11 protein-coding genes are annotated in these 14,063 nt (G+C 66.2%); 6 read left to right on the top strand and 5 right to left on the bottom strand.

Annotation, left to right across the window (positions count from 1 at the left end; genetic code table 11):
* Positions 1 to 27: 27 nt before the first annotated feature.
* From SA190iCDA_RS11070 to pcaQ, 5 genes are all read right to left on the bottom strand, one after another.
* Positions 28 to 969 carry an AEC family transporter gene (locus SA190iCDA_RS11070; RefSeq protein ID WP_070887020.1) on the bottom strand — a complete coding sequence of 314 codons (942 nt, stop codon included), beginning with the start codon at positions 967 to 969 and terminating at the stop codon, positions 28 to 30.
* Between the two features lie 49 nt (positions 970 to 1,018).
* Positions 1,019 to 2,104, bottom strand: coding sequence for a cell division protein ZapE (zapE, locus tag SA190iCDA_RS11065; RefSeq protein ID WP_070887021.1), 1,086 nt, complete (start codon positions 2,102 to 2,104; stop codon positions 1,019 to 1,021).
* Positions 2,094 to 2,702 (bottom strand): protocatechuate 3,4-dioxygenase subunit alpha, encoded by a 609-nt coding sequence (gene pcaG, locus SA190iCDA_RS11060; protein WP_070887022.1) that lies wholly within the window; start codon positions 2,700 to 2,702, stop codon positions 2,094 to 2,096. The genes zapE and pcaG overlap by 11 nt, the downstream gene beginning before the upstream one ends.
* A gap of 10 nt (positions 2,703 to 2,712) precedes the next feature.
* Entirely contained in the window at positions 2,713 to 3,426 is a 714-nt protein-coding gene (gene pcaH, locus SA190iCDA_RS11055) for a protocatechuate 3,4-dioxygenase subunit beta (RefSeq protein WP_070887023.1), read from the bottom strand.
* Positions 3,427 to 3,885: 459 nt separating this feature from the next.
* Positions 3,886 to 4,824, bottom strand: a complete 939-nt coding sequence (gene pcaQ / locus SA190iCDA_RS11050) for a pca operon transcription factor PcaQ (protein WP_070887109.1) — start codon at positions 4,822 to 4,824, stop codon at positions 3,886 to 3,888.
* Between the two features lie 355 nt (positions 4,825 to 5,179).
* On the opposite strand from pcaQ, the gene SA190iCDA_RS11045 reads away from it, so the two are divergent.
* Genes SA190iCDA_RS11045 through SA190iCDA_RS11020 form a run of 6 tightly spaced genes read left to right on the top strand, consistent with a single transcriptional unit; the run spans position 5,180 to position 14,047 of the window.
* Positions 5,180 to 5,620, top strand: coding sequence for a hypothetical protein (locus SA190iCDA_RS11045; protein WP_139159537.1), 441 nt, complete (start codon positions 5,180 to 5,182; stop codon positions 5,618 to 5,620).
* On the top strand, positions 5,572 to 7,110 hold the full coding sequence (gene glgA / locus SA190iCDA_RS11040) for a glycogen synthase GlgA (RefSeq protein WP_070887024.1): 1,539 nt from the start codon (positions 5,572 to 5,574) through the stop codon (positions 7,108 to 7,110). Before SA190iCDA_RS11045 ends, glgA begins: the two co-directional genes overlap by 49 nt.
* On the top strand, positions 7,110 to 8,846 hold the full coding sequence (gene treZ / locus SA190iCDA_RS11035) for a malto-oligosyltrehalose trehalohydrolase (RefSeq protein WP_070887025.1): 1,737 nt from the start codon (positions 7,110 to 7,112) through the stop codon (positions 8,844 to 8,846). The genes glgA and treZ overlap by 1 nt, the downstream gene beginning before the upstream one ends.
* Positions 8,843 to 10,921 (top strand): 4-alpha-glucanotransferase, encoded by a 2,079-nt coding sequence (gene malQ, locus SA190iCDA_RS11030; RefSeq protein WP_070887026.1) that lies wholly within the window; start codon positions 8,843 to 8,845, stop codon positions 10,919 to 10,921. Before treZ ends, malQ begins: the two co-directional genes overlap by 4 nt.
* Positions 10,914 to 13,718, top strand: coding sequence for a malto-oligosyltrehalose synthase (locus tag SA190iCDA_RS11025; RefSeq protein ID WP_070887027.1), 2,805 nt, complete (start codon positions 10,914 to 10,916; stop codon positions 13,716 to 13,718). Before malQ ends, SA190iCDA_RS11025 begins: the two co-directional genes overlap by 8 nt.
* Positions 13,715 to 14,047 (top strand): DUF2934 domain-containing protein, encoded by a 333-nt coding sequence (locus tag SA190iCDA_RS11020; protein ID WP_070887028.1) that lies wholly within the window; start codon positions 13,715 to 13,717, stop codon positions 14,045 to 14,047. Before SA190iCDA_RS11025 ends, SA190iCDA_RS11020 begins: the two co-directional genes overlap by 4 nt.
* Positions 14,048 to 14,063: the final 16 nt, after the last annotated feature.

The following is a 14,063-nucleotide window of genomic DNA, read 5'->3' as shown; positions in this document are numbered from 1 at the left end:
GGGCATGGCCCGCTCCCACAACCCCGCTTAGGACGTCCCCGCGCCAATAAACACCAGCGCCACGCTGATGGTGAAGAACGACAGCACCGTCGCCACCAGCAGGGTCGCGCTGCAGCGGTCCTCAAGGCCGAAGCGCTGGCCGAGGATCGGGAAGATGCTCATCATCGGCGAGCAGGCGAACAGCACGCCCACCGCCTTCATCACCGGGTCGATACCCGGCACCAGCGTGAAGGCGCCCAGCACCGCCAATGGATGAAGGATCAGCTTGCCACCGGAAATCCACGCCGCATCGAGCCATACGCCACGTGCCTTCATGCCGAACAGGCCGGCGCCGATCACGAACAGCGCCAAAGGCGCCGACACCCCGGCGAGCATGTCGATGGGTTTGAACAGCAGCGGCGGAATCTCGATGCCCAGCAACGACACGCCCAGGCCGATGATGATGCCGACGATCACCGGGTTCTTCAGCAGCCGCCCGAAGGTCATACCCAGCACCTTCAGGCCGCCGCCGCCCTGCTGCTTGCCCGCCTCGGCCAGTACCAGCGCCAGGGGAATCATCAGCAGGTTCTCGACCAGCATGCCCATGGCCATGCCCAGCACCGCCGGTGAGCCGATGGCGGCCGCCACCAGTGGGTAACCGACGAAACCGCTGTTGGAAACCGACATGCCCATGGCATTGATGGCCGAGCCCGACAGGTTGTCGCCGCGCACCCAGCGCGACACGCCGAAGGCCAGGGTGAAAGCCGCCAGGGAGCCGAACGCATAGGCCATCAGGTAGCCGGGCACCAGGGTCTGCTGGATCGGCGATGTGCCCAGGGTCCTGATCAGCAGGGCCGGCATGGCGAAGGTGATCACAAAGGCGCCGATACCCCGCACCTGCTCGCGGTTGAGCAGGCCGCCCATGGCCGCGAGGTAGCCCAGGCCAATCAGCAGGAAAATCGGCGCGGTGATCTGGAGGATTTGCAGCACGGGTTCAGCATTCCTTGTGGCAGACGGCACGGGCCTCTTGGCCAGCGCCTTAGATGGCGGCCAGTTCGCGCCTGTGCAATTGACCGAGGCGGCTGCGGGTTCGCACGAAATCCTGATGGGCGGAGCCGCGGCACAGGCGCTCGAGATCGAATTCGCTGCACAGCAGCAGCGTGGCGCCGGCATCGTAGGCGATATCCACCAGGTTGATGAAGCGCTGGCAGGCATCGGTGGGTTGCGAATCCAGGCTCGGCACCCCGGTCAGCGCCAGGCGCGGATAGCGCTGCAGCAGCCAGAGAAAATCCGCCGTGGAGTGGGCGTTGCCGCACAGCTCGGCGAACTCCAGCCAGGCGCGACCGGGCGCCAGGGCCCGCACCTGCAGCGGGTGGTGGTTGACGGTCAGGACCTGATCGCGCTGCGCCTGGTCATCCAGCGCCAGCCAGCGCTGCAGATAAGCCTGGCCACCCGCCGACTGCGGCCACAGGTATTCGCCCCACTGCTGGGCGTTGCCGGGCAATTCGCGGTAGTCGGTGCCGGCATCCAGGGCCAGCACCGTGAAACGCTTCTCGAGCATCTCGATGGCCGGGGTGAAGCGCTCGCGGTATAGCGGATTGGGGCACAGCCCGGCGGGCGGATAGTTGGAGGTCATCACCAGGCCGACGCCCTCCTCGACCAGCACGTCGAGCAAGCGACGCAAGAGCATGGCATCACCGATGTCATGCACATGGAATTCGTCGAAGCACAGCAGGCGGATGTCCTGGGCCAATGCACGGATCGTCAACACCAGCGGATCCGGCTGGCCGGCGAACGCCTGCATGCGCTGTTGCAGCTCCTGCAGAAAGGCGTGGAAATGCACGCGGCGCTTGGCGGCGAACGGCGCCGCAGCGAAGAAGGCGTCCATCACGAAGCTCTTGCCGCGCCCCACGCCACCCCACAGGTACACGCCGGCCGCCGGCTTGCGCAGCCAGCCACGGCGCCCCCTGCACCAGCCCTGCAGCCACTGCCCGAGGGTATCGATTGCCTGCTGTTGCTGGCTGTCGGCGCGAAAGCCACGGGCTTCGAGCGCCGCGGTGAAACCCTGGTGGATGCGCGCGTCGATCTGCTCGGCGGGCGCATCCAGTGCACTGTCAGAAATCAAAAAACACCGTTTCGCCGTCCCCCTGAATGCGGATATCAAATCGGTAGGCCGGCTTGCCGTCAACCTCGCAGCGCCTGGCGATCAGGGTCTCGCGGCGCGACGGCTGCTCGATCAGGTTCAGCACCGGGTCCTTGCCGTTGGCCTCGGCTTCGTCCTCGAAATACAAACGCGTATGCAGGTGGATGTTGATGCCACGGGCGAACAGCGCCACGTTGATGTGCGGCGCCATCGGCGCCCCGGCGGCGTTGTTGACCACACCGGGCTTGACCGTCTGCACCGTCCACTCGCTGCCGGCATCGAAGGTGGTGGCGGTACGGCCGAAGCCATTGAAGGCTTTGTCGAGGTCGTACTCGGTGTCGTAACGGCCCTGGTGGTCGGCCTGCCAGAGTTCCAGGAAGGCATCGCGCACCAGATGGCCGTTGCCGTCGTAGACGTGGCCGATCAGGGTGATGTGCTCGCCCGGCGCACCGGGCTTGGCCATCTGGTTCCAGATCTCCTGGTCACGGGTCGGGTTGCCGGCAGCGGCCAGGGCCAGGCCAATATGCACGTAGGGGCCGGCGGTTTGCGAAGCGGTTTCGGGCAAGAGTTCGACGGGCATGGCGGGCTCCTCAGCAATTCTCGAAGTGGGTCTTGCGCTGGCCGCGCAGCACGATGTCGAAGCGGTAGGCCAGGCAGTCCATGGGGTTGGCCATGCTCATGTCGAGCTTGGCGATCAGCGTCTGTACCGCGTCCGGGTTGGCGATCGACTGGACGATCGGGCACAGCGGGATCAGCGGATCCCCTTCGAAATACAGCTGGGTGATCAGTTTGGTGGCGATCGACGGGCCACTGATGGAGAAATGGATATGCGCCGGGCGCCAGTCATTGGGGCCGTTGCGCCAGGGGTACGGGCCCGGTTTGACGGTGCGGAAGCTGTAGTTGCCCTCGCTGTCGGTCAGGGTGCGGCCGACGCCGCCGAAGTTCGGGTCCAGCGGTGCCAGGTAGCGGTCGTTCTTGTGACGGTAGCGGCCGCCGGCGTTGGCCTGCCACATCTCCACGAAGGTGTGCGGAATCGGCTTGCCGTACTGATCCATCACCCGCCCGCACACCAGAATGCGCTCACCGATGGGCAGGCCGCCGTTGTTGAAATTGAGCAGCAGATCGTTGTCGTGCGGGCCCATCTTCAGGCGGGTGAAATCCGGCCCGGTGGTTTCCGAAATCGATTGCGCAATGCTCACCAGCGCCTGGCGCGGCGAACGGCCGATGGAGGTCTTGTAATCGGGGGTGAAGGCCTTGGGGTGCCAATTGCGATCACGGATGATGAAACGGCTGTCCTCGGACATGGGACGCTCCTGTTTATTGAAATTGTGGAGTCACCGGTCATTTGGCGCGGTTGCGCCGATGCAGGCTCTGCGGGCCATGATCGGCCAGCAGCCGCCAGCCGCCTAATGAAAATAAGCCATCTGGTCATAACCGGATGGTTATGAAGAAATGGCAGAAATGCGTTCCTGGCAAGGACCTGGCCAAGGCATAACTCGCTCAACGGGTTCAGGATCGAGTTCATCACCCGGCATCTTGCAGCGGCGTCAGGTGCCCTGCTCCGGGCAGCGTGGCGTCAGGGAAATGCACGTGCGGCGCTGCTCGCGCCGCATCCGGCACCTGGCGGTCAGCGGCGCCGCCTGCCAGCTGCGGCGGATAACCTGATCGCCAGGTGATTGTGTGTGAGCACCGACACCTGCCTCATGGATTGAAATGGAAAGCGAGGCGGCATCGTGAGTTCGGTTCAAACGCCGAACTTGCACTCAGGCAGACGATCCCAGGGCGGCGTCTCGCTCGCCGGCCAGTTCCCGTAACGCCTCGCAGCACCATTGCGCTGCCAGCGACAGGGGCAGCGTGGCGTTGCTGCAGATGCCCACGGAACCGCCGGGCTCGCGGATACCCAGGGCCAGCTCGGCCATATCGCCGTTTTGCAGGTCGAGGCGCACGGCATCGAGCGGTGCCACCCAGACGGCGTCGCTCTGCTGCACGTAGCGGCGGCTGAGCGCCGGGGACAGGGTTTCCAGGCGCTGGCGCGGCTGGGGCACGCCACATTGCACGAACAAGCTGTCGGCATAGCGGCGGATGGTGGTGCCGGCCAATGGCAGCACCGCGGGGTAGTCGCCCAGCTGGCTGAGACCGGCATCGCCCAGGGCCAGCAGCGGGTGCTCCGGGCGCACCACCAGGCTCATCGACTCGTTGTACAGATGCTCGAAGGTCAGACCCTGGATGTCGGGGCTGTCGGTCATGCGCCCGACCACCAGGTCCAGCTCACCGACACGCAGCTGCGCCAGCAGGTAGGCGCTGGGTCCGGTGGCGACGCTGACCACCAGGGCCCCATGGCGCTCGTGCAGGCGCCGCACCACGTCGGGAATCAACAAGCTCTCCACGGTCGACAGCACGCCGACGCGCACCTGCCCGGCATCATGCTCGCCACTGCGCAGGCTGTTCACGCCGTCGCGCAGCGCCTGCACGCAGGGGCCGGCGTAGCGCATGAAGGCCAGCCCCGCCGACGTCAGGCTGACGCCCGCCTTGCCGCGCTCGAACAGCGAGGCGTCAAGGATGGCTTCCAGCTCCTTGAGCGTCTTGGAAATGGCCGGCTGGCTGACGGCCAAGGCGTCGGCGGCCTTGGCGAAGCTGCGCTGGCGGGCGATTTCGAGAAAGCAGGTGAGGTGGCGAAACTTGATGCGGGTGTCGAGGTTCATGGCCGTAACAGCTTGATTGAGGCGCGGCAACAGTAGCAGAACCCCACGGCCGCTGCCGGTCAGTCTCGGGCCGTTCGCGATCTGCAACACCGTGCTCGATTCAGCGGCGGGCAAACGACCTGCCCCGCAGCCGGCCAACTGGACCAAAACCCCTTATCTGAAAGCCTTCCCGCTACCTTCGAATGCTGCCGCAAGTACCTGGGCAGTAGTGGCATTTTTACTGTCGTCATGAAATATCGAACGGCAGGCAGAACAATAAAAACACCGAACTTGATAGGTTGTTCGAACGATCAATATAAATGCAACTTCGCGCCAGCTTACTTGCGCTGTTGGCCGTAAAGGAGTTGTCCAGGTTTTGTACAACCGGGTTAGCAGCGGCAAATATGACCGCTCGTCGCCTCGCTTCGACACGAACAGCCAAAAGCCCCTCCCAGAGACCTTCCAGGGCAGCGCGAACCTGGCCCGCAAACCGCCTAACACAGTCGAAACCCCGCTATTTAATCGCAATGGCAGCGAAAACCTGTTGCCTCCCAATAGTTCCGTACTGGCCAGTGGTGGCACCGAAAATAGTCGAAACTTCTTATTCGCGAGCTGGGTCATCAACTACGTGGGAATTAATCACCAGCAAGCAGCTTTTCCTCCTGCCCCGGCACGGCAATTAACTGGAAAGACAGGGCGGCATATTCCCGTCGGCGCGCAAGCTAACGAAACATCACGGGTCAAGGACAGAATCGAGCGGAGGATGGTATGGGAAACGCTGTTGCAGCAACACGGTTTGACCAGTCGGTCTCAGTAGAAACACCCCTCAAGCCACACAACACAATTGCCAATCTGCACGCGGTCAAGAAGAAGATTCTCTTCGTCAGCCCCGAGCTGGCAGACCTGATCAAGGTAGGCGGCCTGGGTGACGTCTCCGCGTCGCTGCCGCGGGCGATGAACGCTGATCACGATGTCCGGGTGCTGATCCCAGGCTATCGCCAGGTGCTGCAGAGCGGTCACGCGATTCGTGACGTTGGCAGCGTGCCGGGCCATGCCGCCCTGCCACCCGCGCGCATCGGTTGCATGACTCTGCCGGACGGGCTGATCGTCTACGTGCTGATCTGCCCCGAGCTGTTCGACCGTGACGGCACGCCCTACGCCGACGCCCATGGCCGCGACTGGCAGGACAATCACATCCGCTTCGCCAGCCTGGGCCTGGCAGCCGCCGAAATCGCCGCCGGCACCGCCTGCCTGAGCTGGTGCCCGGAAGTGGTTCACGCCAACGACTGGCCAGCCGCCCTGGCCCCGGCCTACATGAGCTGGCGAGGCCTGCAGACGCCCACCGTGTTCACCATCCACAACCTCGCCTACCAGGGCCTGTGCAGCCTCGAATGCAGCCCGGAGCTGGGCCTGCCCTCCTCGGCCTGTGGCCACCAGGGCATGGAGTTCTATGGCCGCCTGTCGTTCCTCAAGGCCGGCCTGGTGTATTCCGACCACGTCACCACGGTGAGCGCCAACTACGCACGCGAGATCACCACCCCCGAATTCGGCTGCGGCCTGGAAGGCATGCTGCAGTTCAAGGTGCGGCTCAACCAGCTCAGCGGCATTCCCAACGGCATCGACGACAGCTGGGATTCGGTCAACGACCCGCACCTGGTGCAGGGCTTCGATGCCCACGACTGGGAAGGCAAGCGTGTAAACACCCGCCACGTCGAGCAGATGTTCGGCCTGGAGCAGAGCGACGGCCCGCTGTTCGTCGTGGTGTCGCGCCTGGTGCAGCAGAAAGGCATCGACATGACCCTGGAGATCGCCGACACCATCGTCGCCGAGGGCGGTCGCATCGCCATCATCGGCCGCGGTGAGGAGCACCTCGAGGAAGCCGTTCGCGAACTGGCCCGCCGTCACCCTGGCAAGGTCGGCGCCAATGTCGGCTTCAACGAGGCGGACGCGCGCTGTATGTTCGCCGGCAGCGATTTCCTGCTGATGCCCTCGCGCTTCGAGCCCTGCGGCCTCAGCCAGATGTACGCCCAACGTTTCGGCTCGCTGCCGATCGCCCGTGCTACCGGTGGCCTGGCCGATACCATCGAGGACGGCGTCAACGGCTTCCTGTTCGACGAACCGAGCACTGCCAGCTACCTGGCCGCAGTGCGTCGCGCCATGGCCATTCACCGCAACCCGGAGCTGCTCAACGCCATGCGCGCCCACGCGATGGCCGCACCGCTGTACTGGAAGCAGTCCGTGGAGCCCTATGCCGCGCTCTATCGCAAGCTGCTGGCCGCAAAAAAATCGGGTGGGAAACTGGTCTGATGCCTGAAACAAAACAGAGACACGGCGCCTGGCTGGATGACAGCGGCCACACCCACTTCTCATTGTGGGCGCCAGACGCCAAGCGCGTCGCCGTAACGTTGCAAGATGACACCCAGCACGAAATGACCGCCAACGAGGATGGCTGGTTTGCCGCCAGCCTGCCGGTGGCGGCGGGTACCGACTACCAGTACCTGATCGACGGGCAACTGCGGGTCCCCGACCCTGCCTCGCGCTGGCAGGCGAACGACGTGCACGGCCCCAGCCGCGTCGCCGACCCGCACCGCTATGAATGGCGCAGCAATGCCTGGCAGGGTCGCCCCTGGCAGGAAACGGTGCTCTACGAGCTGCATGTCGGTACTCTCGGCGGCTACCAGGGCGTCGAAGCGCGGCTACAGGAGCTTGCCGACCTGGGCATCACCGCCATCGAACTGATGCCCCTGGGCGAATTCCCCGGCGGCCGCAACTGGGGCTACGACGGCGTATTGCCCTTCGCCCCGGACTCCTCCTACGGCACCCCCGACCAGCTGCGTGGGCTCATCGACCGCGCCCACGAACTGGGCCTGATGGTCTTTATCGACGTGGTGTACAACCACTTCGGCCCCGACGGCAATTACCTGGGCCGGTACGCCAGCGATTTCTTCCGCGAAGACGTGCACACGCCCTGGGGCCCGGCCATCGATTTCCGCCGCCGCCAGGTACGCGACTACTTCCTCGACAACGCCCTGATGTGGGTACAGGACTACCGCGTCGACGGCCTGCGCTTCGACGCCGTGCACGCCATCAGCGAACGCGACTTCCTGCTCGAACTGGCCGAGCGGCTGCATGCCGCCATGCCCGCCGCGCGCCATCTGCACTTAGTGCTGGAAAACGAGCACAACGACGCCGAACTGCTGCAACAGGGCTTCGTCGCCCAGTGGAACGACGACGGCCACAATGTGCTGCACCACCTGCTGACCGGTGAACACGAAGGCTATTACGCCGACTTCGCCGAGGACGCCACCGGCAAGCTGGCCCGTTGCCTGCGCGAAGGCTTCATCTACCAGGGTGAAACCACCCGCCATGGAACCGCTCGCGGCAGCAGCAGCGGCCACCTGCCGCCCAGCGCCTTCGTATTGTTCCTGCAGAACCACGACCAGGTGGGCAACCGCGCGGTCGGTGAACGCCTGCGCAGCCTCGCCGATGACGATGCGCTGAAGAGCGCCACCGCCCTGCTGCTGCTCGGCCCGATGATTCCGCTGCTGTTCATGGGCGAGGAATGGGGCAGCGAACAGCCGTTCCAGTTCTTCACCTCCCATAACGATGAACTCGGCGAGGCGGTACGCAAGGGCCGTCAGAACGAATTCAAGGACTTCTCCAAGTTTTCCGGCCAGGCCATTCCAGCGCCCAACGAAGCCAGCACCTTCGACACCTCGAAGCCCGATCACCACAGTCGCGACACGGCAGAGGGGCAAAGCTGGCAAGCCTTCTATCGCGAGCTGCTGAGCCTGCGCCACCAGCATATCGTGCCGCGTCTGCCCGGTAGCCAGGCCCTGGAAAGCCGGGTACTGGGCGAAGCCGCGGTCGCCGCCAGCTGGCAGCTTGGCGGTGGTCAGGTGCTGCATATCGCCCTGAACCTGGGGCGCGAGGCGCTCGAAGCCCAGGTGCCGCAAGGCGCCCGTCCCCTGTTCAGCTATCGCGCCGAGGGCAATCAGCTGCCGGCGCACAGCGTGCGGGTTCTGCTGGAGGGCGCGCCATGAGCGATGCACGCCTGGCAGAACTGAGCAAGGCCGCGGGTCTGAGCATCGACTGGGTCGACGCCGACGGCAATGCGCAATCGGTCAAACCCGAGCACCAGCGCCGCCTGCTCGAGGCCCTCGGTTATCCGGCCGCGGACGACCAACAGATCGAAGCCAGCCTGGCGCGGCTGCAGCACCGCCATGACAACCTGGCCCTTGGCCCGCTGGTCACCCTCGACCAGCAGCAGGCTCTGGATCTGACCCGCTACTTCCCGCCGGGCACCCCGTTCGAGATTCAGCTCGAAGGTGGTGAGCGCCTGGAGGGCCGGCTGGACGACAGTGGCCGCCTGCCGGTCATCGCCACCACCGGCTATCACCAACTGCGCATCGCCGGCGGCGAAGTGACCCTGGCCGTGGCGCCCGCTGCCGGGCCGAGCGTTGCCGAGCTGGCGGGCCGTGCGGATGCCAAGATCTGGGGCCTCAGCGCCCAGCTGTATTCGTTGCGCCGCCCGGGCGATGGCGGCCTGGGCGATACCCAGGCCCTGGAATCCCTGGTGCGCAGCGCGGCTGCCCGTGGCGCCGATGCCGTGGCGATCAGCCCGATGCACGCCATGTTCAGCGCCAACCTGCACACCTACAGTCCCTACTCGCCGTCCAGCCGCCTGTTCTTCAACGTGCTGCATGCCGCCCCGGCCAGCGTGCTCGGTGAAGCAGCCGTGCAGCAGGCGATCCGCACCTGCGGCCTGGGCGAGGAGCTGGCGCGCCTGGAAAGCCTGGAGCTGATCGACTGGCCGGGCGTGGCCCGTGCACGGATGCAGATCCTGCGTCAGCTGCATGCCGATTTCGCCGCCAGCCTTCACCCGCTGCAGGCCGATTTCCAAGCCTTCCGCCAGGCCGGCGGCGACGCCCTGCGCCAGCACTGCCGTTTCGAGGCCCTGCGCGGCTTCATGGATCTCAACGGCCTGCCGGTGGACTGGCGCGCCTGGCCAGAGCAGTACCGCGACCCGGCCAGCGAGGCGGTCGAGCAGTTCTGCGAAGGTCATGGGCACGAAATCGAATTCCACGCCTTCGCCCAGTGGCTGATCGCCCGCTGCCTGCACGGTGCCCAAAACGCCGCCCGCGATGCCGGTATGGCGGTCGGCCTGATCGCCGACCTGGCGGTGGGCGCCGATGCGTCCGGCAGCCAGGCCTGGGGCCGGCAGGCCGAACTGCTGCAGTCGGTCAGCGTCGGCGCGCCGCCGGACATCCTCAACCGCTCGGGGCAGAACTGGGGCGTCTCGGCGTTCTCGCCCCGGGGCCTGCAGGAGAACGGCTTTCGCGCCTACATCGAAATGCTGCGCGCCAACCTGGCCCACGCCGGCGGCATGCGCATCGATCACGTGATGACCATGCGCCGCCTGTGGGTGATACCCGAGGGCCAGGACTCGTCCGCCGGGGCTTACCTCAACTACCCGTCCCAGGATCTGCTGCGCCTGCTGTGCCTGGAAGCCGAGCGCCACCGTGCGCTGATCATCGGCGAAGACCTGGGCACGGTACCCGACGGCCTGCGCGAAGAGCTGGCGGCGCGCAACATTCTCGGCATGCGCGTACTGCTGTTCGAGCAGAGCAATGGCCGCTTCCACGCCCCGGCCGACTGGCCACGCGATGCCCTGGCCACCACCACCACCCATGATTTGCCGAGCATTCGCGGCTGGCTCGCCTCCCGCGACATTCATTGGCGCCAGGCTGCGGGCCACCGCAGCGACGACTACACCAATCAGGATCACCAATTGCGCGCCCAAGAAACCCGAGCATTGCATCAGGCCTTGCACGAGCATGGCCACGCCACCGCCGACCAGATGGACGATGACCAGCAGCTGGACGCCAGCATCGCCTTCATCGGCAGCACGCCGGCACCGCTGGTGCTGCTGCCCCTGGAAGACGCCATGGCTGCCAGCGAGCAGCCCAACCTGCCAGGCCCAGGCGACGAACACCCGAACTGGCGCCGCCGCTGGGCCATCGAGGCAGCCAGCATGCTCGACGCACCGCAGGTCGCTCATCGCCTGCAACGCCTGCAGTGGGCCCGCAACCTGGCCGAGGGCCTTGGCCATGACTGAGTTGCGCGCCAGCGTCCGCCTGCAGTTTCACAAGGGCTTCACCCTCGACGATGCCGTGCCCCTGGTCGATTATTTCGCGCGCCTGGGCATCAGCCATATCTACGCCTCGCCGCTGCTCACCGCGCGGCCGGGGTCCATGCACGGCTACGACGTGGTCGACCCGACCCGCGTCAACCCGGAACTCGGCGGCGAAGCGGCTCTGCAGCGCCTGGTCACCGCCCTGCGCGGCAAGGACATGGGGCTGATTCTGGATATCGTCTCCAACCACATGGCGGTGGGCGGCGACGCCAACCCCTGGTGGCTGGACGTGCTGGAATGGGGCGCCAGCAGCGCCCATGCGAAGTTTTTCGACATCCACTGGCAATCCCATGATCCGCTGCTGCGCGGTCAACTGCTGGTGCCCTTCCTGCGCAGCGACTATGGCGAGGTGCTGGCCGCTGGCGAGATCGAGCTGCACTTCGACGCCCAGCGTGGCCTGCTGTATGCCAAGCATTATGACCACCGCTTCCCGCTCAACCCGCCGACCTATGGCGACGTGCTGCGGCACAGCGGCCACCCCGAGCTGCAGGCCCTGGGCCAGCGCTTCGCGGCGCTGGACGACAGCGCCGAGGGACAGCGTCAGGCCCGCGTGCTGTTTCGCGAACTGGTGGCCCTGGCGAGCAAGGCCGGGGACGGCGTCGAGCGTGCGCTGGCCAGCCTGCGCCCCGCCGACGGGCAGAACTTCGAGGCCCTGCATCAACTGCTCGAACGCCAGCACTACCGCCTGGCCAGCTGGCGTACCGCGGCGGATGACATCAACTGGCGGCGCTTCTTCGACATCAACGAACTGGGCGGCCTCAAGGTCGAGCGCCACGAGGTGTTCGAAGCGACCCACGCCAAGATCTTCGAACTGATCGAAACCGGCCTGGTCGATGGCCTGCGTATCGACCATGTCGATGGCCTGGCCAACCCGCGCGCCTACTGCCGCAAACTGCGCCGCCGCGTCGAGCGGCTGCTGCCCAAGCGCCCGGCCAACCTGCAGGGCGGCCGCTTTCCGATCTACGTCGAGAAGATCCTTGGCGAAGGCGAACAGCTGCCCCGCGACTGGGGCGTCGATGGCACCACCGGCTACGAGTTCATGAACCAGGTGTCGCTGCTGCAGCATGCGCCCAAGGGCGAGCCGGTGCTGGCCCAGCTGTGGAGCGAAACCAGTGGCCGTGACGCCGACTTCATGGCCGAGGTCCGCGAAGCACGTCAGCTGGTGCTGACCACCGCCCTGGCCGGCGACCTGGAAGCCCTGGCCCAGGGGCTGCTGCTGATCGCCCGCGACGATATCGCCACCCGCGACCTGACCCTGGGGGCCATTCGCCGCGCCCTGCTGGAGCTGATCGTGCATTTCTCGGTGTACCGCACCTATGTGTCGGCTGCCGGGCGCAGTGCCACTGACCAGGCGGTGTTCGAACAGGCCCTGGAAGGCGCCCGCAGCACGCTCGCCGAGGGTGACTGGCCGCTGCTCGAGCACCTCGACCGCTGGCTAGGTGGCCAGGCGCTGTCCGAATTGCCGCCCAGCCCGCAACGCAAGCGCCGGGCGAAGATGATCGAACGCTTCCAGCAGCTTACCTCCCCGGCCGCTGCCAAGGCCGTGGAAGACACCGCCTGCTACCGCAGTGCCGTGTTGCTGTCGCGCAACGACGTGGGCTTCGACCCACAGCAGTTCAGCGCGCCGCTCCAGGCGTTCCATGAGGGCTGCCTGGAGCGGGCACGGCATTTCCCCGCCAACCTGCTGACCACCGCCACCCACGACCACAAGCGCGGCGAAGACACTCGCGCGCGCCTGGCCGTGCTCAGCGAGCGCGCCGAGTGGTTCGCAGAGCGCTGCCAGCGCTGGCGCGAGATGGCCGCGCCGCTGCGCGCCGAACTGGAGGACGGCCAGGCGCCCTCGCCGGGTGACGAGCTGATGCTGCTGCAGATCCTGCTCGCCTGCTGGCCGCTGGATCTGTCGGCTGACGATGCCGAAGGCCTGCAAACGCTGACCGAACGCCTGAGCGCCTGGCAGGAGAAGGCCGTGCGCGAAGCCAAGCTGCGCAGCACATGGAGCAATCCAAACCAGCGCTACGAAGAGGCGTGCAGAAACTACCTGCAGGCGTTGCTCGGCAGTGATCAGGGCGCCGAATTGCGCACCCAGATACGTGACGCCGCCGCCGAGATCGCCCCCGCTGGCGCGCTCAACAGCCTGACCCAGAGCCTGCTGCGCATGAGCGTGCCGGGCGTGCCGGATCTGTATCAGGGTTGCGAGTTCTGGGACTTCTCCCTGGTCGACCCGGACAACCGCCGCCCGGTGGATTTCGCCACTCGCCGGCAAGCCCTGGCTGATGGCCAATCTCTCGCCGAGGCCCTCGGGCACTGGCATGACGGCCAGGTGAAGCAGGCGCTGATCGCCGCCACCCTGCAGGCACGTGCCCACCACGCGCAACTGTTCGCCGAGGGCGACTACCAGCCGCTCGAGGTGCAGGGCAAGCACGCCGACCGGGTCGTCGCCTTCCTGCGCAGCCTGGGTGACCAGTACGCCCTCGTGGTGGCGCCGCGCCTGAGCGCTGCGCTGCTGGGCGACAGCCAGACGCCGCTGATCGCCGCCGACCAATGGGGCGACACCCGTATCGCCCTGCCTGCCGTGCTGGCCGACAAGGCCTTGCACAGCGCCTTCGCTTCCGCTGCCCCACTCGCCCCCAGCGGTCACCTCGCACTACGCGATGTGCTGCGCGACACCCCCGTCAATTTGCTGATCGCCCCTAGCCACTCTCAGGAGTCATACCCATGAGCGCAAAAGAAGACCGTATCCGTGAGTTCGCCTATCAGATCTGGGAATCCGAAGGGAAACCCCATGGCCAGGCCAAACGCCACTGGGAAATGGCCACCAAGCTGGTCGAAGCCGAGCAGACGCCCGGCAAGGCCGCGCCCAAGCGCGCGAGCAAGCCCAAGGCCGCCGCGGGTGAGGTAGCCACTGCCGCACCGATCAAATCCCGCACCAGCAAGTCAGCGCCCAAGGCCGAAGCCGAGAAACCTGCCCTGCTCAAACCTGCCAAGGCACCCGCCAAGGCCAAATCCAGCACCATCGCCAAGCCTGCCGCCAAGAAGCCCAAGGCCTGATATCAGGAGCCTCCCA

The organism is Pseudomonas argentinensis (genome assembly GCF_001839655.2).
In the GTDB taxonomy this organism is placed as follows: Bacteria; Pseudomonadota; Gammaproteobacteria; order Pseudomonadales; family Pseudomonadaceae; genus Aquipseudomonas; species Aquipseudomonas argentinensis_B.
Note: the sequence above shows the minus strand (reverse complement) of the source record. Positions and strands in the feature narration are given on the sequence as shown.

Coding starts and splice junctions, on each gene's coding strand:
- pcaG (WP_070887022.1), bottom strand. CDS start 2,702: ATGCCCGTCGAACTCTTGCCCGAAACCGCTTCGCAAACCGCCGGCCCC.
- pcaH (WP_070887023.1), bottom strand. CDS start 3,426: ATGTCCGAGGACAGCCGTTTCATCATCCGTGATCGCAATTGGCACCCC.
- pcaQ (WP_070887109.1), bottom strand. CDS start 4,824: ATGAACCTCGACACCCGCATCAAGTTTCGCCACCTCACCTGCTTTCTC.
- glgA (WP_070887024.1), top strand. CDS start 5,572: ATGGGAAACGCTGTTGCAGCAACACGGTTTGACCAGTCGGTCTCAGTA.
- treZ (WP_070887025.1), top strand. CDS start 7,110: ATGCCTGAAACAAAACAGAGACACGGCGCCTGGCTGGATGACAGCGGC.
- malQ (WP_070887026.1), top strand. CDS start 8,843: ATGAGCGATGCACGCCTGGCAGAACTGAGCAAGGCCGCGGGTCTGAGC.
- SA190iCDA_RS11025 (WP_070887027.1), top strand. CDS start 10,914: ATGACTGAGTTGCGCGCCAGCGTCCGCCTGCAGTTTCACAAGGGCTTC.
- SA190iCDA_RS11020 (WP_070887028.1), top strand. CDS start 13,715: ATGAGCGCAAAAGAAGACCGTATCCGTGAGTTCGCCTATCAGATCTGG.